The sequence below is a fragment of the Oxalobacteraceae bacterium OTU3CINTB1 genome (assembly GCA_024123955.1).
Taxonomy (GTDB): Bacteria; Pseudomonadota; Gammaproteobacteria; order Burkholderiales; family Burkholderiaceae_D; genus Rugamonas.
This window is the reverse complement of record CP099652.1, coordinates 6,588,585-6,614,391: the sequence shown is the minus strand read 5'-3', so window position 1 is coordinate 6,614,391 and position 25,807 is coordinate 6,588,585. Positions and strand designations below refer to the sequence as shown.

23 protein-coding genes are annotated in these 25,807 nt (G+C 64.3%); 22 read left to right on the top strand and 1 reads right to left on the bottom strand.

What is annotated here, in order from left to right:
• Positions 1-14: 14 nt before the first annotated feature.
• The 8 genes from recN (at position 15) to can (ending at position 12,187) form a co-directional block, all read left to right on the top strand.
• The gene (gene recN / locus NHH73_28830; protein USX26512.1) at positions 15-1,667 is read left to right on the top strand and encodes a DNA repair protein RecN; all 1,653 of its coding nucleotides are present in this window, start codon (positions 15-17) and stop codon (positions 1,665-1,667) included.
• Positions 1,668-1,956: 289 nt separating this feature from the next.
• Positions 1,957-3,897, top strand: coding sequence for a hypothetical protein (locus NHH73_28825; GenBank protein USX26511.1), 1,941 nt, complete (start codon positions 1,957-1,959; stop codon positions 3,895-3,897).
• A 97-nt stretch (positions 3,898-3,994) separates the two neighbouring features.
• On the top strand, positions 3,995-5,965 hold the full coding sequence (locus tag NHH73_28820) for a hypothetical protein (protein ID USX26510.1): 1,971 nt from the start codon (positions 3,995-3,997) through the stop codon (positions 5,963-5,965).
• Between the two features lie 172 nt (positions 5,966-6,137).
• On the top strand, positions 6,138-7,247 hold the full coding sequence (gene hemH, locus NHH73_28815; GenBank protein ID USX26509.1) for a ferrochelatase: 1,110 nt from the start codon (positions 6,138-6,140) through the stop codon (positions 7,245-7,247).
• Between the two features lie 280 nt (positions 7,248-7,527).
• Entirely contained in the window at positions 7,528-8,067 is a 540-nt protein-coding gene (gene grpE, locus NHH73_28810; GenBank protein USX26508.1) for a nucleotide exchange factor GrpE, read from the top strand.
• 121 nt (positions 8,068-8,188) lie between these two features.
• Positions 8,189-10,144: a molecular chaperone DnaK gene (dnaK, locus tag NHH73_28805; GenBank protein USX26507.1), complete on the top strand. Its 1,956-nt coding sequence runs from the start codon at positions 8,189-8,191 to the stop codon at positions 10,142-10,144.
• 127 nt (positions 10,145-10,271) lie between these two features.
• A complete protein-coding gene (gene dnaJ, locus NHH73_28800; GenBank protein USX26506.1) occupies positions 10,272-11,405 on the top strand; it encodes a molecular chaperone DnaJ in 1,134 nt (377 codons plus the stop codon).
• 104 nt (positions 11,406-11,509) lie between these two features.
• Positions 11,510-12,187, top strand: a complete 678-nt coding sequence (gene can / locus NHH73_28795) for a carbonate dehydratase (GenBank protein USX26505.1) — start codon at positions 11,510-11,512, stop codon at positions 12,185-12,187.
• A 39-nt stretch (positions 12,188-12,226) separates the two neighbouring features.
• Here can and NHH73_28790 read toward each other — a convergent pair whose 3' ends face one another.
• Positions 12,227-13,150, bottom strand: a complete 924-nt coding sequence (locus NHH73_28790; protein ID USX26504.1) for a LysR substrate-binding domain-containing protein — start codon at positions 13,148-13,150, stop codon at positions 12,227-12,229.
• A gap of 131 nt (positions 13,151-13,281) precedes the next feature.
• On the opposite strand from NHH73_28790, the gene NHH73_28785 reads away from it, so the two are divergent.
• From NHH73_28785 to NHH73_28720, 14 genes are all read left to right on the top strand, one after another.
• Complete coding sequence (locus NHH73_28785) at positions 13,282-13,905, top strand: glutathione S-transferase family protein (protein ID USX26503.1); 624 nt, start codon at positions 13,282-13,284, stop codon at positions 13,903-13,905.
• Positions 13,906-14,166: 261 nt separating this feature from the next.
• Positions 14,167-14,550, top strand: a complete 384-nt coding sequence (locus NHH73_28780; GenBank protein USX26502.1) for a nuclear transport factor 2 family protein — start codon at positions 14,167-14,169, stop codon at positions 14,548-14,550.
• Positions 14,547-15,041: a 2,4'-dihydroxyacetophenone dioxygenase family protein gene (locus NHH73_28775; protein ID USX26501.1), complete on the top strand. Its 495-nt coding sequence runs from the start codon at positions 14,547-14,549 to the stop codon at positions 15,039-15,041. Before NHH73_28780 ends, NHH73_28775 begins: the two co-directional genes overlap by 4 nt.
• 82 nt (positions 15,042-15,123) lie before the next feature.
• The gene (locus NHH73_28770; protein USX26500.1) at positions 15,124-15,678 is read left to right on the top strand and encodes a YceI family protein; all 555 of its coding nucleotides are present in this window, start codon (positions 15,124-15,126) and stop codon (positions 15,676-15,678) included.
• Between the two features lie 105 nt (positions 15,679-15,783).
• Entirely contained in the window at positions 15,784-16,653 is an 870-nt protein-coding gene (locus NHH73_28765; protein USX26499.1) for a TauD/TfdA family dioxygenase, read from the top strand.
• Positions 16,654-16,679: 26 nt separating this feature from the next.
• A complete protein-coding gene (locus NHH73_28760; protein ID USX26498.1) occupies positions 16,680-17,699 on the top strand; it encodes an ABC transporter substrate-binding protein in 1,020 nt (339 codons plus the stop codon).
• Positions 17,700-17,703: 4 nt separating this feature from the next.
• Positions 17,704-18,561: an ABC transporter ATP-binding protein gene (locus NHH73_28755; GenBank protein USX26497.1), complete on the top strand. Its 858-nt coding sequence runs from the start codon at positions 17,704-17,706 to the stop codon at positions 18,559-18,561.
• Complete coding sequence (locus NHH73_28750) at positions 18,558-19,430, top strand: ABC transporter permease (GenBank protein ID USX26496.1); 873 nt, start codon at positions 18,558-18,560, stop codon at positions 19,428-19,430. Before NHH73_28755 ends, NHH73_28750 begins: the two co-directional genes overlap by 4 nt.
• A gap of 77 nt (positions 19,431-19,507) precedes the next feature.
• On the top strand, positions 19,508-20,131 hold the full coding sequence (locus NHH73_28745) for an ANTAR domain-containing protein (GenBank protein ID USX26495.1): 624 nt from the start codon (positions 19,508-19,510) through the stop codon (positions 20,129-20,131).
• 419 nt (positions 20,132-20,550) lie between these two features.
• Positions 20,551-21,723 (top strand): ABC transporter substrate-binding protein, encoded by a 1,173-nt coding sequence (locus tag NHH73_28740; GenBank protein ID USX26494.1) that lies wholly within the window; start codon positions 20,551-20,553, stop codon positions 21,721-21,723.
• A gap of 39 nt (positions 21,724-21,762) precedes the next feature.
• Complete coding sequence (gene ntrB / locus NHH73_28735; protein USX26493.1) at positions 21,763-22,659, top strand: nitrate ABC transporter permease; 897 nt, start codon at positions 21,763-21,765, stop codon at positions 22,657-22,659.
• A gap of 11 nt (positions 22,660-22,670) precedes the next feature.
• Positions 22,671-23,477: an ABC transporter ATP-binding protein gene (locus tag NHH73_28730; protein ID USX26492.1), complete on the top strand. Its 807-nt coding sequence runs from the start codon at positions 22,671-22,673 to the stop codon at positions 23,475-23,477.
• Positions 23,477-24,139, top strand: coding sequence for a type IV pili methyl-accepting chemotaxis transducer N-terminal domain-containing protein (locus NHH73_28725; GenBank protein USX26491.1), 663 nt, complete (start codon positions 23,477-23,479; stop codon positions 24,137-24,139). Before NHH73_28730 ends, NHH73_28725 begins: the two co-directional genes overlap by 1 nt.
• Positions 24,140-24,488: 349 nt before the next feature.
• Positions 24,489-25,793 (top strand): MFS transporter, encoded by a 1,305-nt coding sequence (locus NHH73_28720; GenBank protein ID USX26490.1) that lies wholly within the window; start codon positions 24,489-24,491, stop codon positions 25,791-25,793.
• Positions 25,794-25,807 lie beyond the last annotated feature (14 nt).

Below are 25,807 nucleotides of genomic sequence, written 5' to 3'. Positions count from 1 at the left end.
TTCTCCAGGCATCCATGCTCCGTACCCTGTCCATCCGTGATTTTGTCATCGTCGACTCGATAGAACTGGAATTTTCCGCCGGCTTCACCGTCTTCACCGGCGAGACCGGTGCCGGCAAATCGATCCTGATCGATGCGCTGACCCTGGCGCTGGGCGGCCGCGGCGACGCCAGCGTGGTGCGCGAGGGCGCGGCCAAGGCCGACATCACGGCCGATTTCGCCGTCAGCGAGCAGGCGCGCGACTGGCTCGCCGCCAACGAGTTCTCGGTGGAGGAGGGCGGCGCGCTGCTGCGCCGCGTGATCGACAACGCCGGCCGCAGCAAGGCCTACATCAACGGCATCGCCGCCACCGCCTCGCAGCTGCGCGAACTGGGCGACATGCTGGTCGACATCCACGGCCAGCACGCGCACCAGTCGCTGATGAAAACCGAGGCGCAGCGCGTGCTGCTCGACGGCCAGGCCGGCGCCGGCGCCGACGTCAAGGCGGTGGCGGCCAGCCACAAGGCCTGGCGCGCGCTGTCCAAACAATTGCAGGAATTCGAGACCAACGCCGCCAACGTGCTGTATGAACGCGAGCGCCTGGAGTGGCAGGTCAACGAGCTGGAAAAGCTGGCCGTCAAACCGGGCGAATGGGCCGAGGTGACCAATGAGCAAAGCCGCCTGTCGCACGCCGCCAGCCTGCTCGAAGGCGCGCAGGAGGCCTTGGCCGCGCTGTCGGAATCGGAGGACCATCCGATCCTGTCGCAGCTGTCGTCGCTCAACCAGAAGCTCGGCAAGCTGGCCAACATCGACACCGGCCTGCAGGCCATCGTCGACCTGATCGAACCGGCGCGCATCCAGCTGCAGGAGGCGGTGTACGCGATCAACGATTACCTCGACCGCGTCGAGCTGGACCCGGAGCGGCTGCGCCAGGTGGAGTCGCGGATGGAGGCGATCCATTCGGCCGCGCGCAAGTTCCGCGTCACCGAGGAGGATCTGCCGGACGAACACGCGAAGCTGGCCGAGCGCCTGACGCAAATCGCCGACGCCAGCGACATCGAGGGCCTGCGCAAGCAGGAGGAAAAACTCAAGGAGGCCTACATGGACGTCGCCGGGCGCCTGAGCGCCACGCGCGCGCAGGCCGCGCGCCAGCTGGGCGAGGCGGTCACCAAGGCGATGCAGGAATTGAACATGACGGGCGGGCGCTTCGAGGTCGCGCTGAACGCCGGCGAACCGACGGCCCACGGCCTGGAGCAGGTCGAGTTCCTGGTGGCCGGCCACGCCGGCGTGGCCGCGCGGCCGCTGGCCAAGGTGGCGTCGGGCGGCGAGCTGGCGCGCATCTCGCTGGCCATTTCCGTCATCACGTCCAACGCCACCACCACGCCGACCCTGATCTTCGACGAGGTCGACAGCGGCATCGGCGGCGGCGTGGCCGAAGTGGTCGGCCGCCTGCTGCGCCGCCTCGGGCAGGAGCGGCAAGTGCTGTGCGTCACCCACCTGCCGCAAGTGGCCAGCCAGGCGGGCCAGCACTTCCAGGTCGCCAAGGGGACGCTGGACAATGGCAAGACCGCCTCGCGCATCGACGTGCTCGACGCCAAGGCGCGCGTGGAGGAAGTGGCGCGCATGCTGGGCGGCCTGGAAATCACCGCCACCACGCGCAAGCACGCCCGCGAGTTGCTCGCCTCCTAGTTCTAAAATACGTAGGGCGGATTAGCGGAGCGTAATCCGCCATGCATGCGTCGCCGGCGGCGCATGGCGGATTACGGCGTCCCGCCTCATCCGCCCTACGCAATTCTCCCCTTCAACCTTGCCCCAAAGACCGGCGCCGCTGTCGCCGGTACGTTTGCGCCTCGTCAGTCCCCCGCCGCCGCGTGCGCCTAGAGTGGATGGCAGCACCGGACCAGCGTTCCCGACGCGATCCGTGTGGCCGCAGTGCAAGCGTCTGCTTGCGCGCATTTTCTTGCAAGGGGAAGCCATCATGCCATTCCAATCGATCCGCAACACCGGCGCGCGCCGCCGCTTCATCGCCGCCGCCATCGCCGCATTGTTCACATCGTTGCCGTCCTGGGCCGCCGAGCCGCACGCCAAGGCGGCCGAGCAGCAGCGCGCCAGCCTCTACACGGTGATCAACCTGGGTCCGGAATTCGCCAGCGCCGTGCTTAACGAGCGCGGCCAGGTCGCGTTCAGCGGGTTCAATGCCGGCGACACTGTCGCCCGTTTCTTCGACGGCGAGCGCCTCGTGCCGATCGGCCCGGCCGACGCCTTCACAACCGTTACCGGACTGAACGACCGTGGCGTGGTGGCCGGCGGGACCAGGTACGCCGGCGAGGCCGATGGCCGGGCGTTCTCCTGGACGGCGGCCGGCGGCATCCGCGTGCTGCCCGGCGCGGCGCCGTCGACCGCGCTCGACATCAACGAGCGCAACGAGATCGTCGGCTGGGTGTCGGCGCCCGGCGTGGTGGCGCGCGCCATCCGCTGGAATCCGGACGGCAGCACGACATTGTTGGGGCCGCTTCCAGCCTCGTCGTCGGAAGGCACCGCCATCAACGACCGCGGCTATGCGACCGGCTACACGACCGTCGCCAACGGCGCCATCCACGCCCACGCCACCTTCTGGGACCGGGCCGGCGCCCAGACCGACCTCGGCCCGTTCGACGGCGGCGACGGTTTCGGCCTGCGCATCAACGAGCGCAACGAAGTGGCCGGCGTGGTCAACTATCCCGCCACCGGCCGCACCGAGGGCTTTTTCTGGAGCCGCGACAGCGGCACCGTGCGCATCGATGCCGGCCCCGGATTCTTCCTGGGCGACATCAACAACCGGGGCGAGATCGTCGCCAGCGCCGAGATCGGCGGCCGGCCCCGGGGCTTGTATTGGACCCTGCGGCGCGGCATCGTGCCGTTGCAGCTCGGCTTCGGCAACATCAGCCAGGCGTACGACATCAACGACCGCGGCGAGATCGTCGGCGCGGTCGCCGCCGCCGAGGGCGCCGCCTGGCGCGCGGCGCTGTGGCCGTCGTACAGCGCCGTGCCGATCGACCTGAACACGCAACTGTACGGGGTGCCGGCCGGCCTGGAAGTGCGGGCGGCGTTCCGCATCAACGAGCGCGGCGACATCCTGGCCGACTCGAACGCCGGCCTGGTGCTGCTGCGACCCGGCCGGCGCGGCACCGACGCGCCGGTGCTCGGCCCCATCATCGGACTGCCGGCCATGGTGGAGCTGGGCCAGGACTTGACGATGACGCTCAACTTCTCCGACAGCAACGCCACGCAAACCCATACGGCCAGCGCGGTCTGGAGCGACGGTTGCCCGTCGTTGTCGTCGTCGGTCAGCGAGGGCGGCGGCAGCGGCCGGCTGCGGCTGCAACATAGTTTCTGCGCCGCCGGCTATTACAGCGTCAAGGTGGTGGTCACCGATGCGGGCGGGCGCTCGACCGAAACGTGGCGCAACTTCCTGGTGGTGTCGCCGACGCTGGCCGCGCTCAGCGGCGAGGGCGCGTTGGCGGCCGACGCGGCCGGCGTGGCCGGCGCGGCGGCGGCCGGGTCGGGCTCGGGGCAGCGCAACGCGCCGCTGCGCTTCGCGTTGTGGGTGCCGCTGGGCGACGCGCCGGCGGCCGCCGGCCGGCCCGTGGTGCGCTTGTCCGGTCCGTTCCAGTTCGACGGCGAGTCGGTGACGCACGCGAGCGCGACCGGCGAGCAGGCGCGGGTGGAGGGCACGGGCCGGCTCAACGGCCGCGCCGGCTACCGTTTCGTGCTCGAGGCGGTCGACGGCGCCGCCGGGCAGGACCGCCTGCGGGTGCGCGTGACGCACGCCGATGCCGCTGGCGCCGAGGTCGTCGATTACGACAACGGCGCCCCGGGCGCGGCGGCCGGCGACCGCCGCGCCGCCGTCGCGCAGGGTGGGCTGACGCTGCGCCGCTAACGGCGGCGGCTGTGCGGGCCGGCGCGCTGTGCAACGCACGCCGGCGCCGTCAGCGCAAGCGCCCGCTTGCGCTCATTTTTTTGCCAGGAGCTCCATCATGCATACTCCATCGATTTGCGGCGGTGCCATGCGCCGCCGCGCCATCGCCGTGCTGTGCGCGTCGCTGCCGTTCTGGGCCGGCGCGCAGACCACGCCGGCCGCGCCGAAAAACGACCAGGCCGGCCAGTTTCCCTTCGGCCTGTACACGGTGATCAACCTCGGGCCGGACCCGACCGCGGCCGTGCTCAACGAGCGCGGCCAGGCGGCGTTCACCGACGACAGTTTCCCCGACACCGTCAGCCGCTACTTCGACGGCGACCGCATCCGGCCGATCGGCTCGCTCGGCGGCGGCTTCACCTACGTGACCGCCTTGAACAGCCACGGCGTGGTGGTGGGCGCCTCGGCCAGCGCCGCGGAAGCCGGCGGCATCGCCTACTCCTGGACGCTGGCCGGCGGCATGCGCGCGCTGCCGGGCATGGCGCCGTCGGCGGCGGCCGATATCAACGACAGCGGCGAGATCGTCGGCCGGGTCACGGAGGCCGGCGGCATGGTGCGCGCGATCCGCTGGAATCCGGGCGGCGGCAGCACGCGCCTGGGGCCGCCGCTGGCCGACTATTCCGAAGCCCGGGCCGTCAACAAATCCGGTTATGCGACCGGCGTTTCCACCGGCACCACCGGCAACACCGTGCCGCACGCGATCCTGTGGGACCGCGCCGGCGCCGCCACCGACATCAGTCCGGTGACCGGCGGCTTCGGCTACGGCGTGCACATCAACGACCGCACCGAAGTTGGCGGACTGATCAACGAAGGGCCTTTCGCCCCGTGGAAAGTCCTGTTCTGGAGCCGCGCCACGGGCACGCTGTCGATCGACGCCGGCATCGACTACCGTCCCGGCGACTTGAACAATCGTGGCGAACTGGTCGGCAGCGGCGAGGTCGGCGCACAGCGCAAGGCCTTCCAGTGGAGCCTGGGGCGCGGCCTGGTGCGCCTGCCGGTCGAGGCCAGCCTGTTCAGCTACGCGGTCGACATCAACGAGCGCGGCGAGATCGCCGGATCGACGCTGCGCACGACCGCCGACGGCCACATCCAGCGCGCGGTGCGCTGGCCCTCGTTCACCGCGCTGCCGGTCGACCTGACCGCTCGCCTGTACCGCGCGCCGGCCGGCCTGGCGTTGCAGGAGGCGCTGGCGATCAACGACAACGGCACCATCCTGGCGAAATCGAACGCCGGCCTGGTCATGCTGCGCCCCGGCCTGCGCGGCACCGACGCGCCGGTGCTCGGCCCGGTCGTCGGCCTGCCCGTCGTGGTCGAGCTCGGCCAGGAGCTGGACTTGACCGTCAACTTCGTCGACAACGCCCGGGCGCAAACCCACCAGGCCAGCGCGGCCTGGTCCGACGGCTGCCCGTCGCCGGCGCCCGGCGTCACCGAGGCCGGCGGGGTCGGCCAGGTGCGGCTGCGGCACCGGTTCTGCGCGGTCGGGTATTACGCCGTCACGGTGGTGGTCACCGATTCGGGCGGCCGCTCCACCGAGCTGCGGCGCACCGTCTTCGTCGAGGCGGCCGGTATGGCCGCGCTGGGCGGCGAGGGCTTGCTGGCCGGCGGCGTCGCACCGGCCGGGACCGGGCAACGCGGCAATTCCTCCGCGCCGCTGCGGTTCGCGCTATGGGTGCCGCTCGACGGCGCGGCGCCCGCCGACGGTGTCGCCGCCGGCGCGCCCGTGGCCTGGTTCTCCGGCCCGTTCCGCTTCCGCAGCGACGCGGTCACGCGCGCCACCAGGACCGGGGAGGGCCGCGCGCGGGTGGCCGGTACCGGCCGGCTCGACGGCCGGGCGGGCTATCGCTTCGTGCTCGAGGCCGTCGATGGCGGCGCCGTGCAAGGCGCGCGGCTCGATCGCCTGCGGCTGCGGGTGACGCACGCGGACGCGGCCACCGGTGCCGAAGTGGTCGATTACGACAACGAGCCGGCGCGGCCGCCGGCCGGCGCCGACCGCACCGTCGTGGTGGACGGCGGGCTCACGCTGCGGCAATAAACCTCCGGGGTCACAATAAACCTCCGGGGTCAGGTCCACCATTTCTACACGAACCGAGCGATTGATGCCTTAACGGACCAGCTTGTGTAGCATTGGTGGACCTGACCCCGGAGTGATTGGGGTTTCTTATCTATAATGGCGACCTGACCTATTCAAACCGCCATTGGCCCCCATGACCTTCTCCAAAGAACCTCCTTACAAGCACGGCACCGTTGGCCGCAGCGCGATCGTGCTGGTCAACCTGGGCACGCCCGACGCCCCGACCCGCTCGGCCGTGCGCCGCTACCTGAAAGAGTTTCTGTCCGATCCACGCGTGGTGGAGATCCCGCGCGCGGTCTGGTGGTTCATCCTCAACCTGATCATCCTGCCGTTCCGCTCCGGCCAGTCGGCCAAGAAGTACGCCACCATCTGGACCCGCGAGGGCTCGCCGCTCAAGGTGCACACCGCCGCCCAGGCGATGTACCTGCTGGGCGCGCTCGGCGAACGCGGCCACGAGAACCTGACGGTGGCCATGGCAATGCGCTACGGATCGCCGTCGATTCCCGAGGTGCTGGCCAAGCTGAAAGCGGACGGCTGCGAGCGCATCCTGGTGCTGCCGGCCTATCCGCAGTACTCGGGCACCACCACCGGCTCGATCTACGACGCCGTGTTCGAGCACTACGGCTCGGTGCGCAACATCCCCGAGCTGCGCTTCGTGCGCAACTACCATGACCATGACGCCTATATCCGCGCGTTGCAGAACTCCGTGCTGAGCCACTGGGAAGCCAACGGCCGTCCCGACAAGCTGGTGCTGAGCTTCCACGGCGTACCGAAACGCACCCTGATGCTGGGCGACCCCTACCACTGCGAGTGCCTCAAGACCGCGCGCCTGCTCGCCACCGCCTTGAAGCTGAAGCCGGAGCAATACATGGTCACCTTCCAGTCGCGCTTCGGCAAGGCCGAGTGGCTGCAGCCGTACACGGCGCCGACCGTCGCCCAGCTGGCGCGCGACGGCGTCAAGCGCATCGACATCATGTGCCCGGGCTTCATCAGCGATTGCCTGGAGACCTTGGAAGAGATCTCGATGGAGGTGCGGCACGACTTCGAGCAGGCCGGAGGTAAAGAGTTCCATTACATCCCGTGCCTGAACGAATCGCCAGACTGGATCGCCGCGCTGGGCGAGATCGCCGAGCAGCACATGATCGGCTGGCCGACCCAGATGTCGCCCGCCCAGCACGAGGAGCGCCGCAAGGACGCCGACACCGGCCGCGCCGCCGCGCTGCAACTGGGCGCCGCCGACTAGGGCCGCGCCGGGGCGCAGCCGCCCGAATCGCTGAAAAAGTGACAACTACACCACACCTGCCCCGTTCCGCGATAATCAGCACTTGCGGTCGTTGAGTGCCAGCCTGTTAAAATAGTCAGCTGTTGGATCGGCGCGAGCCCGCCCTGCGCGGCACGGACCCGCGCCAAAGCTGATTATTTAGTGGGCAGAATAACCCTTGAAAACATAGGATATCGCCCCACTTGCAGCCAGTGCGGTAACAAAAGTAATGTCAAACAAATACGATAGTAGGAGTCTTTAGATGCAAGATCAGGAAAATCAAGCAGTACCTAATCCGGAAGCGGCCGCCGAGCCGGCCGCGCCATCGACTCCTGACCAGCAGCCTTCCCTGGAAGAACAGCTGGCCAGCACCGAAGCGCGTCTGGCGGAAATGCATGACGCGTTCATGCGCGCCAAGGCCGACAGCGAGAACATCCGCCGCCGTGCCCAGGAAGACGTTGCCAAGGCGCATAAGTTTGCGGTTGAAAGCTTCGCCGAAGCCATGGTGCCGGTCAAAGACAGCCTGGAAATGGCCTTGAAGGTCGAGTCGCCCTCGATCGAGTCGCTGAAGGAAGGCGTGGAAATGACGCTCAAGCAGCTGACCGCCGCGTTCGAAAAGAACCGTCTGCTGGAGATCCAGCCGGCGCAGGGCGACAAGCTCGATCCGAACAAGCACCAGGCCGTTGCCGTGGTGCCGGCCGACCAGGAAGCCAACACCGTAGTTTCCGTGCTGCAAAAAGGTTATATGATCGCGGACCGCCTGCTGCGTCCCGCCATCGTGACCGCCGCGCAAGCGAAGTAAAGTCCGGGGCCGGGGTTGATTAATTTAATTATTTCACCGTCACCCGAACTTAAGCACTTGAAAACATACAGCTTTTCCACATATTAGTACCATCTGAACTTAGCAAAGAGGAAGAAAAATCATGGGTAGAATTATCGGTATCGATCTGGGAACCACAAATTCCTGCGTTTCCATCATGGAAAATGGTCAGCCAAAGGTAATCGAAAACGCCGAAGGCGCGCGCACGACGCCATCGATCATTGCTTACCAAGAAGATGGTGAAATTCTCGTCGGCTCGCCGGCCAAGCGCCAGGCAGTGACCAATCCGAAGAACACCCTGTTCGCGGTGAAGCGTCTGATCGGCCGCAAGTTCGACGAAAAAGAAGTGCAGAAGGACATCGGCCTGATGCCTTACACGATCACCAAGGCCGACAACGGCGACGCGTGGATCGGTGTGCGCGACAAGAAGCTGGCGCCACAGCAAATCTCCGCTGAAGTGCTGCGCAAGATGAAGAAAACCGCCGAAGACTACCTCGGCGAAGAAGTCACCGAAGCGGTCATCACCGTGCCGGCGTACTTCAACGACTCGCAGCGCCAGGCGACCAAGGACGCCGGCCGCATCGCCGGCCTGGACGTCAAGCGCATCATCAACGAGCCGACTGCGGCCGCGCTGGCCTTCGGCCTGGACAAGAACGAAAAGGGCGACCGCAAGATCGCCGTGTATGACCTGGGCGGCGGCACGTTCGACGTCTCGATCATCGAAATCGCCGACGTCGATGGCGAGAAGCAGTTCGAAGTGCTGGCCACCAACGGCGACACCTTCCTCGGCGGCGAAGACTTCGACCAGCGCGTCATCGATTACATCATCGACGAGTTCAAGAAGATCAACGGCCTGGATCTGAAAAAAGATCCGATCGCCCTGCAGCGCATCAAGGCTTCGGCCGAGCGCGCGAAGATCGAGCTGTCGTCGTCGCAGCAGACCGAAATCAACGAGCCGTACATCGCCATGGCGAACGGCGCGCCGGTCCACCTGACACTGAAGATGACCCGCGCCAAGCTGGAATCGCTGGTCGAGGAACTGATCAACGCGACCATGGAGCCATGCCGCATGGCGATCAAGGACGCCGGCGTCAAAGTATCCGACATCGACGACATCATCCTGGTCGGCGGCATGACCCGTATGCCGAAGGTGCAGGAAAAAGTGAAAGAGTTCTTCGGCAAGGATCCACGCAAAGACGTGAATCCGGACGAAGCGGTCGCCGTCGGCGCAGCGATCCAGGGTTCGGTCCTGTCGGGCGAGCGCAAGGACTTGCTGCTGCTGGACGTGACGCCTCTGTCGTTGGGTATCGAAACCCTGGGCGGCGTGATGACCAAGATGATCCACAAGAACACGACGATTCCGACCAAGTTCTCGCAAGTGTTCTCGACGGCCGACGACAACCAGCCTGCCGTGACCATCAAGGTTTATCAGGGTGAGCGCGAAATCGCCGCCGGTAACAAGGGCCTGGGCGAATTCAATCTGGAAGGCATCCCGCCGGCATCGCGCGGCACGCCACAGATCGAAGTGACCTTCGACATCGACGCCAACGGCATTCTGCACGTCGGCGCGAAAGACAAGGCCACCGGCAAAGAGAACAAGATCACGATCAAGGCCAACTCCGGCCTGACCGAAGCGGAAATCCAGAAGATGGTGAAGGACGCCGAAGTCAACGCCGAAGAAGACAAGAAAGTGAAAGAGCTGGCCGAATCGCGCAACCAGGCCGACGCGCTGGTGCACTCGACCCGCAAGTCGCTGACCGAATACGGCGACAAGCTGGAAGCGGGCGAGAAGGAATCGATCGAAGCGGCGATCACCGAGCTGGAAGGCTCGATCAAGTCGGGCGACAAGGCCGACATCGACGCCAAAGTGGCCGCGCTGTCGACCGCTTCGCAGAAGCTGGGCGAGAAGATGTATGCCGACATGCAGGCGCAGCAGGCTGCGGCCGGCGGTGCTGAAGGCGGCCAGGGTGGTCCGGGTGCCGGCGCCGGCGCCGAACAGGCCAAGCCGCAAGACGACGTCGTCGACGCCGACTTCAAAGAAGTCAAAGACACCAAGTAATGGGTCTGTAAAAGCGCCGCTCCCCCGGGGAGCGGCGAGCGCCGAGCCGTGCGGCCGTGTAAGCGGTGCCGGCTCGGCTTTTTAGCATATTCAGCACACAGTATAAATACAGCAAGGTCCCGACAATATGGCAAAGCGTGATTTCTACGAGACACTTGGTGTCGCAAAAAACGCGTCGGAAGACGAGATCAAGAAGTCCTATCGCAAACTGGCGATGAAATACCATCCGGACCGCAATCCGGACAGCAAAGAGTCGGAAGAAAAATTCAAGGAAGTCAAAGAAGCCTACGAGATGCTGACCAATCCGGAAAAGCGCGAGGCGTATGACCGTTACGGTCACGCCGGCGTCGATCCGAACATGGGCGGCGGTGGCGGTTTTGGCGGCGGCGCCGGCGGTTTCGGCGACGCCTTCGGCGACATCTTCGGCGACATCTTCGGTGGCGGCGGCCGTGGCGGCCGCAGCGCCGGCCCGCAGGTCTATCGCGGCGCCGATCTACGCTACAACCTGGAGATCACGCTCGAGCAGGCGGCCCACGGCTTCGACACCACCATCCGCGTGCCGTCGTGGGACAAGTGCGACACCTGCCACGGTTCCGGCGCCAAGCCGGGCACCTCGCCGGTCACCTGCACCACGTGCGCGGGCCACGGCCAGGTGCGCATGCAGCAGGGCTTCTTCAGCATCCAGCAAACCTGCCCGAAATGCCACGGCACCGGCAAAATCATCCCCGAGCCATGCGCCGCGTGCGCGGGCCAGGGCCGCATCAAGCGTAACAAGACGCTGGAAGTGAAGATCCCGGTCGGTATCGACAACGGCATGCGCATCCGCTCGTCCGGCAACGGCGAACCGGGTACCAACGGCGGACCGTCGGGCGATTTGTATGTGGAGATCCACATCAAGCCGCACACGGTGTTCCAGCGCGAGGGTGACGACCTGCACTGCGAGATGCCGATCTCCTTCGCCAAGGCGGCGTTGGGCGGTGAAATCGAAGTGCCGACGCTCTCTGGTAAAGTATCGTTCACGATCCCCGAAGGCACCCAGTCGGGCAAGACCTTCCGCCTCAAGGGCAAGGGCATCAAGGGCGTGCGTTCCGGCTTCGCGGGCGACTTGTTCTGCCACGTGGCGGTCGAGACGCCGGTCAAGCTGACCGAGAAGCAGAAGGACATGCTGCGCGATTTCGAGAAGCTCACCACCGAGGGTGGCGCCAAGCATAGCCCGCAAAGCAAAACCTGGCGCGACAAGGTGAAGGACTTTTTTGAGTAACCGTTTTGTGTAACCCCGTCGTCACACAGGACGCGTAATATCGGACCGCCGTGCAGCCCATCTTGGGCGGCTCGGCGGTCTTCTTATGTACAAGAGGAGCATTCATGAGCGATCAAGACATCAGCAAATCCCCGCTGCGCGGCCTGTTGGAAAACAACCGCAAATGGGCCGAATCGGAAGTGGAACGCGATCCGGACTTCTTCAACCGGCTCGCCACGCAGGCGGCGCCGGAATATCTGTGGATCGGTTGTTCGGACAGCCGGGTGCCGGCGAACGAGCTGCTGGGCCTTGCGCCGGGCGACGTTTTCGTCCACCGCAATATCGCCAACGTGGTGGTGCATTCGGATCTGAACGCGCTGTCGGTGCTGCAGTTCGCGATCGATGTGCTGAAGGTGAAGCACGTGATCATCGTCGGCCACTACGGCTGCAAGGGCGTGCACGCGGCGATGACGGGCCAGCGTTTCGGCCTGGTCGACAACTGGCTGCGCCACGTGCAGGACGTCAACCAGAAGCATGAGCGGTATATGGGCGACGTGATGCCAAGCCAGGAGCGGTCGAAACGGCTGGTGGAGTTGAACGTGGTGGAGCAGGTCTCCAACGTTTGCCAGACCACGATTTTGCAGGATGCGTGGGATCGCGGCCAGGACGTCACCGTCCATGGTTGGGTCTATGGTATCGAGGACGGCAAGCTGCATGATCTGGGCATGACCGTTACGGCAGCGCATGAGCTGGCGCCGCGTTCGGCCGTCAGGCTGGGCAAGTATGAGGAACAGCTGGGCTAATCCACCTCCAGCGGGAGCGGAGACGCTGTTCTCCGCTCCCTATTGCGGTTGTTTTCTGTTCAGATTTTCATAACCCACAACCAGCGCGTCCAACAAGTGGCGCACGGCTGGCACCATCCCTCTACGCGTGGGGAAGACTGCGTGCACCAAGCCGGACTTGGATGTCAGATTCGGCAGCACCACCTGAAGCCTGCCGGTACGCAGCGCGTCATCGACAAATTCCCTCGGTAGCATCGTAACGCCCACGCCGCGCATGGCCGCCGCCCTCAGACTCGACAAGTCGTCCGTTGCCATGCGGGGCCGATGCTCCAGTGTGAACGCTTGCCCACTCGCGTCGAATAGATTCCATACATAGCGTTCCCGTTTGCTCGCTGACGCCAGCGTCGGCCAATGCTTCAACTCTTCCAGCGACGTCACCGCGCCGAGTCGTTCTATCAGACGCGGGCTGGCCACCAGGGCAAATGTCGACAGCCCCAAGTGGCGAACCGCGAGGTCGATGTCCTCCAGCGGTGGAAGCCGCACACGCAGCGCGATATCCAGGCCCTCCTCGATGACATCGACCTGGCGGTTGGTCGCGTCGATCAGCACGTTGACCTCGGGATTGTCCAGGGCGTACTGGGAAATGATGTCGGCTACTCCCGAACTCAGCAATGGCACCGGACAGCTGATTCGAACGGTGCCCTGTGGCTTGGTGAGGGTTTGGTCCACGATCTCCCTGGCGGCACGGGATTCGGCCACCAGTGCCACGCAGTGCTCATAGAACCGACGCCCCGTTTCGGTCAGCGAGAGGCTGCGGCTGGTGCGATTGAGCAAGCGAACCCCGAGCTCTTCCTCCAAAGCCCGAACGCGCCGGCTCAGTTTGGAGGTTTGCAGCCCGAGTGCGCGCGCGGCCGCGGTAAAGCTGTTGCGTTCGACCACCTCGGCGAAAAGGCGCAAATCGTTGAGGTCTGAGATCTGGTCCATGCGATCGGGCTCCGATAATATCCTTAGATCATTCTACCTGCGGCAACGATGCATTGCCAGCCAGGAGATATGCAAGCGATCGTTGCGAATTTAAGATGGCTTCATCAACTCCACTCCCAAAGGTAACAACCATGATCGACGTCTACGCTTACGCCACACCCAACAGCCTCAAAGTGCCCATCGCACTGGAAGAAATGGGGCTCGACTACCGCCTCATTTCCGTCAACTTGCGCCAAGGCGCACAGAGGGCGGACACCTTCAAGGAGATGAATCCAAACGGCAAAGTGCCGGTGCTCGTCGACAGTTCCGACAAGGACGCGGGCGTTGTCCTGAGCGAGTCGGCCGCGATTCTGGTCTACCTGGCTGAAAAGACCGGGCACCTTTTGCCTGAAGATGCCGCGCAGCGCGGCAAAGTGTTTGAACAACTATTTTTCCATGCCTCCGCCGTCAGCCCTGCGTACCTGCAGGCATTCCTGGTCGGGATCCAATCGCCGCCGCAGGCTGAAGCCAAGGCGAAGGCGCTCACCGAGGTCGAGCGTGTGCTGGGCGTGCTCGATCAAGCCCTGCGGTCTCGCCAATATGTCGCGGGCGACACGTACAGCATCGCGGACATCGCGCATTTCGGCTGGATCTGGCGCTCCCAGGCGGTCGGAGCGTCGCTTGAACAGTTCCCCTCCGTCGCTCGCTGGTACGGCGAGATGCTCGCACGGCCAGCGGTCGCGACTGCCATCGACAAAACCCTGGCGCTCGCTTAAGCAGAAACGCGTCCTATCGGGAGAACAAAATGATTTTGCACCGAAGCTGGGAATCGCTGGACAAGCTCGGCATCGGGCCGAATCGACGTCGCGGGGGAGTCGATGGGCGCGCGGGACGGCGCGGTGTTGACGAATATGCCGGCGATCGACGTGATTGCGCTTGAAGATTCCGAGCTGGTCATGGTGGCCACCGGCCCGACGATGGACTGATTGACATTTTCCCGGTCTGACCGGAAACCCCGAAACTACAGGAGAAATCTTATGAGTGAGCCGATCCACGAACTACTTCATCGCAACCTCCAGGAGGTTTTTGGCGAAGGCGATGGCGCGCGCCGGCGTGCCGCGATCGAAGAAATTTATACCGAAGACTGCGAGGTGTATGTGCCTCCCGGTGTGTTTGTCGGACGCGACGCGCTGGACAAATTCGCCGGTGAGCTGCGGGCAACGCATCCGCATTTCGCCTACACCGCGCACGGCGCCCCGCAGGTTCTCCATCACGCCGCCCGACTGCAATGGGGTTCCGGTCCGCGCGGCGAACAGCCAGCCTACACGGGCGAAGACGTGATCATTGTTCGCGACGGCAAGATCGCTGCGCTGTATGTGTTTTTGGATCCGACATCCGGTGAGGAAGGAGAGACGCCATGACAGGTGCATCAAGAAAACTACTGACCTTGAACGTCAACCAATCGCCGGTGCTCGAGAACGCCTTGGGACCAGGTGTGGGCTTCCAGCCGCTGTTCCTCGATACCGCCAATGGCATTTGGTGCATCCGCGCCCTGTTCGGCCCCGGCATCACGTTGCCATCGCATTTGCACACCGGTCCGGTGCATGCGTACACGCTGTCAGGCAATTGGTACTACGCCGAGCATCCGGAGCAGCCGCAGACCGCAGGTAGCTATCTCTATGAACCGGCCAGCAGCGTCCCCCATTTGTTCAAGACGCCTGCCGAGAACACAGAAGTCACGGAAATCATTTTCACGGTGTTCGGCGCCAATGTGAATTTCGACGAGCAGGGCCGGTTCCACAGCGTTATGGACGCCGGCCTTATACAACAGCTGGTCAAGGACCTCCAGCAGGCCCAGAACCGCGACGTTGTTCCTTACATTGTCGCCCCCGGTCCCGACGTGCTTCAGTGACGGCGGTTGTAGCGTTATCCCATGCCGAACGGCATACCATCCATGAAAGATAGAAATGAAAAGTAAATTATTGATCGCAGTAATGTTGGCATTTGGCGGTGTTTCGGGCGCCAGCGCCGCCCCGTCCACTTATCAGCTCGATCCTTCCCACACCTATCCAAGCTTCGAGACCGACCACTTCGGTGGCATCTCGGTGTGGCGCGGCAAGTTCACCAAAAGCGCGGGCAGCTTTACGATCGACTCGGTGGCCAAAAAAGGCACGTTGACTGTCACGATCGACATGACCTCGGCGGCCATCGGCAACGAGGCGCTTGATGCCCAACTCAAAGGCGACAATTTTTTCGACGCCGCCAAGTTTCCGACCGCTGCCTACAAAGGTACCTCGGTCAAGTTCGACGCTGCCGGAAAGCCTGCTGAAGTCATCGGCGAACTCACGCTGCATGGCGTGACCAAACCGGTCAACCTGAAGATCCTCTCGTACAAATGCTTCACCAATCCGATGATCAAGAAAGAGGTATGTGGCACCGATGCTCTGGCCACGTTCAATCGCGCCGACTTCGGCATCGATTACGGCAAGGATTACGGCTTCACCATGCCGGTCACTTTGCGTATCCAGGCTGAAGGCGTCAAGCAGTAACGATGCATCTTGTACATTTCCCTCATATAGATATCGGATAAGCTTCGTTTTCTAAATATGGAGGACGGCATAGACTGGCGACTACTCATTCAATGGGCGTGTGCCATGTCTGCCGTTCTCCAATCTGCCTTTGACATCGAATTGTTCGATGCGCCGCTCGGTGCCGAGATCCTCGGCCTGGACCTGAGCCGTCCGCTGTCGCCGCGCCAGTTCCAGCGCATCCACAAAGCGCATCTCGATCACCACCTGCTGGTGTTCCGCGACCAGCGCATCACGCCGCAACAGCAGGTCGATTTCAGCCGCCGTTTCGGCCCGCTGCAAATCCACGTGCTGCGCAACTTCCAGCTGCCGTCGCATCCCGAGGTGCTGATCATCTCCAACATCATCGAGAGCGGCCTGCCGATCGGCTTGGGCGACGCCGGCCACTTCTGGCACTCGGACCTGTCGTACAAGGAGAAGCCCAGCCTGGGCTCCCTGCTGCACGCGCAGGAGCTGCCGGCGGAGGGCGGCGATACGCTGTTCGCCAACATGCATCTGGCATGGGACACCTTGCCCGCCGCGCTGCGCCACGCGGTGCAGGACGCGCGCGCCGAACATAGCTACCTGACCCAGTACGACGAGCTGCGCCGCCGCAGTCCCTTCCGCCCGGCGCTGACGCAGGCGCAGATCGACGAGGTCAAACCCGTCACGCATCCGGTGGTGCGCACGCATCCCGAAACCGGCCGCAAGGCGTTGTTCGTCAGCGAGCATTTCACCACGCGCATCGTCGGCATGCCGGAGGACGAAAGCCGCGCGCTGCTGGCCGAACTATTCGCGCACAGCGTGCTGCCGGCGCATATCTACCGCCACAAGTGGGCGCCGCACGATCTGGTCTTCTGGGACAACCGCTCGCTGATGCATCTGGCCGGCGGCACGCCCGACCATCTGCGCCGCAAGCTCTATCGCACCACCATCGAGGGCGACGCGCCTTTCTGATATCTCCACATATATTAAGGAATCCGATGTCCAGACTTACTCCCCGCACCCTCGCAGCCGCCATTGCATCCACGCTAGCTCTGAGCCTTGCCGCGACATCGAGCGCGCATGCCGAAGGCACGCTGCGCATCGCCCAGCAGTTCGGCGTGGTCTACCTGCTGCTCAACGTCGCGCAGGACCAGCAGTTGATCGAGAAGGAAGGCAAGAAGCATGGCGTCGACGTCAAGGTCGAGTGGAAGCAGTTGTCGGGCGGCGCCGCCGTCAATGACGCGCTGCTGTCCGGCGCCGTCGATATCGCCGGCGCCGGCGTCGGCCCGCTGCTGACGATCTGGGACCGCACCGCCGGCCGGCAGAATGTCAAAGGCGTGGCGTCGCTGGGCAGCTTCCCGTATTACCTTGTCAGCACCAATCCCAAGGTGAAGACGATCGCCGACCTGACCGAGAAGGACCGTATTGGCCTGCCGGCGGTGACAGTGTCGGTGCAGGCGCGTATCCTGCAGTACGCGGCGGCCAAGCAGTGGGGCGACAAGGAATTCGCGCGGCTCGATAAATTCACCCAGACCTTGCCGCATCCGGATGCGGCGGCCGCCGTCATCGCGGGCGGCACGGAGATCAACGGCCATTTCGGCAACCCGCCGTACCAGGACCAGGAACTGGCCGGCAATCCGAACGCGCACATCATCCTCAACTCCTACGATGTGCTGGGCGGCCCGAGTTCGGCCACCGTGCTGTACGCGACCGAAAAATTCCGCACCGAGAATCCGAAGACCTACCGCGCCTTCACCGGCGCGCTGGCCGAGGCGGCGAAGTATGCGAGCGCCAATCCGGAGGGCGCGGCCGACGCCTACATCCGCGTCTCGAAGAGCAAGGTCGATCGCGATCTGCTGCTGAAGATTTTCAAGAACCCCGAAGTGCGCTTCAGCGTCGAGCCGCAAAATACGCTCGGCCTGGCGCAGTTCCTGCACCGCGTGGGCGCGATCAAGAAGAAGCCGGCCAGCTGGCGCGATTACTTCTTCGACGACCCGGTCATCACGAAAGGCGGTTGACACCATGGCCTTCCAAGTGGTCCGTCCCAATACCGGTATCGCGCCGCTGCTGATCGCCGATGGCGTGAGCCTGGAATATGGCGCCACGCGCGCCACGCACGACGTCAGCTTCAACGTCTATCGCGGCGACCGGTTTGTGTTGCTGGGGCCTTCGGGCTGCGGCAAGTCGTCGCTGCTGAAGGCTGCGGCGGGATTCATCAAGCCCGCCGCTGGCAGCATCAGCATCGACGGCCGGACGATCGACGGCCCGGGGCCGGACCGCATCGTCGTGTTCCAGGAGTTCGACCAGCTGCCGCCCTGGAAGACAGTGAAGGAGAACGTCATGTTCCCGCTGCTGATGACCAAGCGCCTGAACCGTCATCACGCGGAGGAGCGCGCGAGGCACTGGATCGCCAAGGTGGGACTGGGCGGCTTCGAGGATGCGCATCCGCACACGCTGTCGGGCGGTATGAAGCAGCGCGTGGCGATCGCGCGCGCGCTGGCGATGCAGCCGGAGATCCTGCTGATGGACGAACCCTTTGCCGCGCTGGACGCGCTCACGCGCCGCAATATGCAGGAGGAGCTTGGACGGCTGTGGGAGGAGCTGCGGTTCACGCTGTTGTTCGTCACCCATTCGATCGAGGAGGCGCTGGTGGTGGGTAACCGCATCCTGCTGCTGTCGCCGCATCCGGGACAGGTGAGGGCGGAATTGAACAGCCACCAGTTTGGCCTGGACAGCGCCGGCGGCGCCGACTTCCAGGCGGCCACGCAGCGCATCCACGGACTGCTGTTCGGCGCTCCCGCGCAGGGCCATCCCGCTGCGGAGCCGGCGACCGCACCCGCCTTCACCGGCGCGCCGCATGAAAGGAGCCGCGTGTCATGAGCCTCGTCCTCGATCCGCCGGTGCGCCAGGAGTATGTCTACACCACCAACCCGGCCGCCCCACGGGCCGTCGATATCCCGCTGCCGCTGGTCCGGCAGGTGTGGCAACAGGCATGGCTGCGCAAGTGCGTCATCCTGATCCTGCTGGCGGTGCTGTGGGAGGGCGTCGCCCGCTGGCAGGATAACGATCTGCTGCTGCCGGGTTTCGTGCAGACGGCGCAAGCCTTCGTCAGCGGTGTGGCCAGCGGCGAGCTGCTCGACCGCGTGCGCATCTCGCTGGCCGTCCTGCTGCAAGGCTATGTGGCCGGCATCGCCGCCGCCTTCGTGCTGACGGCGCTGGCCGCGTCCACCCGCGTCGGCCGCGACCTGCTGGAGACCCTGACATCCATGTTCAACCCGCTGCCGGCGATCGCGCTGCTGCCATTGGCGCTGCTGTGGTTCGGCCTGGGCAAGGGTAGCCTGATCTTCGTGATCGTCCATGCGGTCCTGTGGCCGCTGGCGCTGGGCGCGTACGCCGGTTTCCAGAGCGTGCCGGAGACGCTGCGCATGGCCGGCCGCAATTACGGCTTGAGCGGATTGCGGCTGGTGCTGCACATCCTGGTGCCGGCCGCGCTGCCGTCGATCCTGTCGGGCCTCAAGATCGGCTGGGCGTTCGCCTGGCGCACCCTGATCGCCGCCGAGCTGGTGTTCGGCACAACCGGCGGGCAGGGTGGCTTGGGATGGTACATTTTCCAGAACCGCAATGAGCTCTACACCGACAAGGTGTTCGCCGGACTGGCCGCCGTGATCCTCATCGGACTGCTGGTGGAAAACGTGGTATTCCGACCACTCGAAAGCGTCACCGTCAAGCGCTGGGGCATGCAACGCTAATTTGAGGGCTGGCAGAATTTGGCCTTTGTGCCTTAGAATCTGCCCATGCACATCAAAATTATCGGATTGTTATGACCATGCGGAATTTACGCATCGTGGTTGTCAACGCCATCATCCACGCCGGCGACGAGGATGATGAGTCGTTGCGCGCCCAGGTCGAACGGGCCAGGGTGCTGCGTATCGGCCTGCTGGAGGCGGGCTACGACATCGTCGCCTCGCTGCCGCCGGACATGTACCTGCCCGAGCGGATCGCCCAGCTGCAGCCCGATATGATCATCGTCGATGCCGAATCGGACGCGCGCGACGTCCTCGAACACATCGTCATCGCCACCCGCGACGAGCGCCGCCCCATCGTCATGTTCACCGAGAGCGCGGACACCGAAAGCATGGAGGCGGCAATGGCGGCCGGCGTGTCGGCCTATATCGTGGCCGGCCTGCAGGGTGAACGCATCAAACCGGTGCTGCAGGTGGCGCTGGCGCGCTTCAAGCGCGAGCAGAAGCTGCTTGAAGAGCTGTCCGACACCAAGAGCAAGCTGGCCGAGCGCAAGGTCATCGAACGCGCCAAGGGCCTGCTGATGGAGCGCCAGCGCTTCACCGAGGAACAGGCCTACCAAAAGCTGCGCGGTATGGCGATGAGCAAGAACCTCAAGCTGTCCGAGGTCGCCCAGCGCATCCTCGACGTCGAAGACCTGCTAGGTTAATACTTTATTTTAGTCCCCCGTCCAAAATGATGCGAGGCGCACCGTCGGTGCGCTTTTTTCGCCGCGAGCCAGTCATTTAGAGGTGCGCGGGCCGATCACGCTTTCTCTTCCTCCCTCTGTGAACAATGCTGGCACGGACATTGCATAGTCTGTAGGCAAGCGCAATGATGCGCCGATGAGCCCTGCCAACGGCGGTGGGGCACACCAGACAACGACGTCTACCGAACATGAATGCGTTCATGCGGGGTAGGCGTTTTTTTTGTCCGAACGGTTTTACTGTCTACAGAGGGATAGTCATGAACGATAAGAAGCTACCAGCAGATTCCGCCTTGCCACCAGCCGCCAGCGACGTTAATGTGTCGCGCAGAGCGGCAATTCAAAAAGTGATTCATGGTGCGGGTTTAGTAGCCGGAGGAAGTATGTTGGGTTTATCGACGGGTGGCGTGTGGGCGGCAGGTTCGGACAAACCGGAGAAGGAAGAAATCAAGATCGGCTTCATTCCACTGACCGATTGCGCGTCGGTGGTCATGGCCTCGGTGCTTGGCTTCGACAAGAAGTACGGCGTCAAATTCGTGCTCAGTAAAGAGGCCTCGTGGGCCGGTGTGCGCGACAAGCTGGCCAACGGCGACCTCGATGCGGCCCATGTGCTGTATGGCCTGCTGTATGGGGTTCAGATGGGCATCGGCGGCCAGAAGAAGGACATGGCGGTGCTCATGGGCCTCAATAACAACGGCCAGGCGATCACGCTGTCGAAGAAGCTGGCCGACAAGGGCGCCGTCGATGGCGCCTCGCTGGCGAAGCTGATGAACTCCGAAAAGCGCGAGTACACTTTCGCCCAGACCTTCCCGACCGGTACCCACGCCATGTGGCTGTACTACTGGCTGGCCGCCAACGGCATCAACCCGATGAAGGACGCCAAGGTCATCACCGTGCCGCCGCCGCAGATGGTAGCCAATATGCGGGTCGGTAACATGGACGGCTTCTGCGTGGGCGAGCCATGGGGCCACCGCGCCATCATGGACGGTATCGGCATCACCGCCACCACCACCCAGGACATCTGGAAGGACCACCCGGAGAAGGTGCTCGGCTCGACGCTGGAATTCGCCAAGAAGAACCCGAACACCTGCCGCGCGATGATGGCCGCCATCCTGGAGGCGAGCAAGTGGATCGACGCCTCGCTGGCCAACAAGAACAAGATGGCCGAGGTCATCGCCGACAAATCCTACGTCAACACCAGCAAGGATGCGATCGACCAGCGCATCATGGGCCGCTACCAGAATGGCCTGGGCAAGACCTGGGACGACCAGAATCACATGAAGTTCTATAACGACGGCCTGGTGAACTTCCCGTTCCTGTCGGACGGCATGTGGTTCATGACGCAGCACCGCCGCTGGGGCCTGCTGAAGGACGATCCGAACTACCTGGCCGTGGCCACCTCGGTCAACCAGATCGATTTGTACAAGGACGCGGCGACGATGACCAAGACGCCGATTCCAAAAAGCCCGCTGCGTTCCTCGAAACTGATGGACGGTTCGGTGTGGGACGGCAAAGACCCGAAAGCGTTCGCCGCCTCGTTCAAGATCAAAGCCTGATTTCTTCCCTAGCCAGATATCGCCAGATAGAGGAACGCCATGAACGCCATGCTCAAACCCGATAGCGCCGCCCCGGTAGCGGCGGCACTCGACGCCAAACCGGCCCGCCGTCCACGCCGCCCGCTCGCCGCCAATTCGACGGCGCGGGTACGCAAGCAGGTCTCCGCCACCGCCATGAAGATCGTCGCTCCGTTGCTGGGCGCCGCGCTGCTGGTGCTGGTGTGGCAGATCATCACCGTGAAAAACACCTCCTTCCCGACACCGCTGGTGACGTTGCAGGAGGCGATCAAGCTGTTCTCCGATCCGTTTTACCGCAACAGCATGAACGACCAGGGCATCGGCTGGAACCTGCTGGCATCCCTGCAGCGGGTGGCGATAGGCTTCGGCCTGGCCGCGCTGGTGGGCATCCCGCTGGGCTTTCTGATCGGCCGCGTGCAGTTCATCGGCAATATGTTCAGCCCCATAATCAGTTTGCTCAAGCCGGTGTCGCCGCTGGCCTGGCTGCCTATCGGCCTGCTGGTGTTCCAGTCGGCCAATCCGGCCGCGATCTGGTCGATCTTCATCTGCTCGATCTGGCCGATGATCATCAACACCGCCGTCGGCGTGCAGCGCGTACCGCAGGATTACATGAACGTGGCGCGCGTGCTCAATCTGTCGGAGTGGAAGGTGCTCACCAAGATCCTGCTGCCATCGGCGCTGCCGTACATCCTGACCGGCGTGCGCCTGTCGATCGGCACCGCGTGGCTGGTCATCGTCGCGGCGGAAATGCTGACCGGCGGCGTGGGCATCGGTTTCTGGGTCTGGGACGAGTGGAACAACCTGAATGTCCCGCACATCATCATCGCGATCGTGGCGATCGGTTTCGTCGGTCTGCTGCTGGAGCAGGCGCTGATGGCGCTGGCCCGTGCCTTCACCTACGAACAAGTATCCAACTAAGGAGCACAGTCATGGACGATCCAAAATTCATCGATGTCGAAGGCGTGGAGATGGTCTTCCACACTAAAAAAGGTGTATTCCACGCGCTGCGTGAAATCGATCTGACGGTGCGCAAGGGGGAATTCATCACCCTGATCGGGCACTCGGGCTGCGGCAAATCGACCCTGCTCAACCTGATCGCCGGGCTGCTCAAGCCGACCGACGGCGTGCTGCTGTGCGCCAACCGCGAAATCGCCGGGCCGTCGCCGGAGCGCTCGGTGGTGTTCCAGAACCACTCCCTGCTGCCATGGCTGACCTGTTATGAAAACATCCATCTTGGCGTCGAACGGGTGTTCGGCAAGACCGAATCGAAGGCGCAGCTGCGCGAGCGCACCATGCAGGCGCTGGCGCTGGTGGGCCTGACGGCCGCCGAGACCAAGCGTCCGCACGAGATCTCGGGCGGCATGAAGCAGCGCGTCGGCATTGCCCGGGCGCTGGCGATGGAGCCGAAAGTGCTGCTGATGGACGAACCGTTCGGCGCCCTCGACGCGCTGACCCGCGCCCACCTGCAGGACGAGCTGCTCAAGATCGTCGCGGCCACCAAGTCCACCGTGGTGATGGTCACGCACGATGTCGACGAGGCGGTGCTGCTGTCGGACCGGATTGTCATGATGACCAACGGCCCGGCCGCCACCATCGGCGAGATCGTCGACGTGCAGCTGGAGCGTCCGCGCGACCGCGTGGCGCTGGCGCAGGACGCGCGCTACACCGAGTACCGCACGGCGGTGCTGGAGTTCTTGTACCGGAAACAGGCGCATCCCGCGAAGGAAGCGGCGTAATGGACATGTCCACGGGCGCCCTGGCCCCGGCCGGCAAGGCCTTGACCGGGGAGGTATTCAGCGCCTTGATCAACCTGTCGGGGCGGCGCCGCTTCACGTCGCAGCGCATCGTGCTGTACGCGCTACTGGCGTCGCAGGGGCAGGAGGACGCAGCGGCGACGGCGCAGGAGGCGCTGGCGCTATTCCGTGGCGCCCATAAATCGCTTTTGAGCGAGGCGGACGGTCTGCCGGGCGTGTTCTGCCCGGAGCTGCGCGAAGCCTACTACGGCAAGATGGACGGTGACCGCCAGATCGTCGCCTTCGCCGACTTGGGCGAGCGCACGCTGAACGCGATCGCGCGCGGTTCGGGGCAGGCGGCCGAATTGCTGGCGGAGCTGGTGCGCATCACGACGCCAACGTTGGGAATCCTGAACCAGATCACCGGCATCTACGAGGAGCAGGCCAAGCAAAACGCGCGGCTGGTGCGCAAGCAGCTGCGTGGCGTGATCACTGATATAGAGACGATCAACCGCCAGGCGCGGATGGTGGCCTTCAACGCCCGCATCGTCGCCGCGCGCGCCGGCGCGGCCGGCAAGGAGTTCTCGGTGGTGGCGGGCGTCCTGTCCAGCATCAGCGGCGAAATCGACGAAATGGTCGCCGCCGCGCTGTCCGCCGCCGGCTGACCCCCGCTTGGATGCTGACCCCGCTTGGGATGGGAGCAAGACAACGCACCGCCATCGCGCACCGCCATCGCGCACCGTCAGCGTGCGCCATGCACCGCAACATCGCACCACGATAAGCTTGTTATTTCTTTACTGAAACCTCAAAACCGCATTCTCCCTCTGTAGCACCCCTCTTCCGACCATTGGCACGCCTCTTGCATTAGAAGGAGCAGGGGATCAATGGCGATCCCTCCCAAATACACACAGCTGGTCCAAAGACGGACCGGCAGGACAACGGCGTCCGCCCGACCTGGTTTAGAACACCTTGGTTGCGCGGACGCCTTTTTGTTTTCTGAACCGGGATAAAAAAATGGCCAGCAAAGCTACCAGCATCAAGCTCTTCTCGATCTCAACGCCGCAAATGCGGGCGTTCCACCTGACCTGGATGGCGTTCTTCGTCTGCTTCTTCGCGTGGTTCGCCTGCGCGCCGCTGATGCCGGTCATTAAAGGCGAATTCGGTCTGAGCGTCTCGCAGATCGCCAACATCAACATCGCCGCCGTCGCCATCACGATCCTGGTACGCCTGATCGTCGGCCCGCTGTGCGACCACTTCGGCCCGCGCAAGGCCTACACCGGCCTGCTGCTGCTCGGCTCCATTCCGGTGATCGGCGTTGCCTTCGCGCAGAGCTACGAGAGCTTCCTGTTCTTCCGCCTCGGGATCGGCGCGGCCGGCGCCAGTTTCGTCATCACGCAGTACCATACGTCGGTGATGTTCGCGCCCAAAGTCGTCGGCACCGCCAACGCCGCCGCGGCTGGCTGGGGCAACGCCGGCGGCGGTGTCGCGCAGGCTGTCATGCCGCTCCTGATGACGGCCATGGTGATGCTGGGCGTGTCCGAGACCTTCGGCTGGCGCGCCGCGCTGATCGTGCCGGGCATCCTGATGATCATCATGGCCGGCGTCTACTATCGCTATACCCAGGACTGCCCGCAAGGTAACTACAGCGAGCTGCGCGCCGCCGGCATCCCGATCGAAGGCGGCAAGAAGGGTGGCTGGGAGAGCTTCAAGCTGGCCGCCGCGAACTACCGCGTATGGCTGCTGTTCATCACCTACGGCGCCTGCTTCGGCATCGAGATCTTCATCCACAACATCGCCGCGATCTACTACGTCGACCACTTCAAACTGACCCTGGGCCAGGCCGGCATGGCCGCCGGCAGCTTCGGTTTGCTGGCACTGTTCGCCCGTGCACTGGGCGGCTGGGCCTCGGACAAATTCGCCGCCAAGGGCAACCTGAATAACCGCGTCACCCTGCTGTTCGTGCTGATGCTGGGCGAGGGCGCCGGCCTGCTGATGTTCGCCCACGCCGGCTCCGCCGCCCTGGCGATCGGCGCGATGCTGATCTTCGGCCTGTTCACCCACATGGCTTGCGGCGCGACCTACGCCGTGGTGCCGTTCGTCGACAAGCGCGCCCTGGGCGGCGTGGCCGGCATCATCGGCGCTGGCGGCAACGTCGGCGCGGTGGCAGCAGGCTTCCTGATGAAGGGCCTGGGCGACACGCAGCAGACCTTGAGCATCCTGGGCATCGTCGTCGCAGCGACCGCGCTGTGCGCACTGGCGGCGCGCTTCAGCACCAGCGCCATCGAAGAATCCGCAATCGCCAACAAACTGGCAGCTTAAAGTTTAAAGGAACC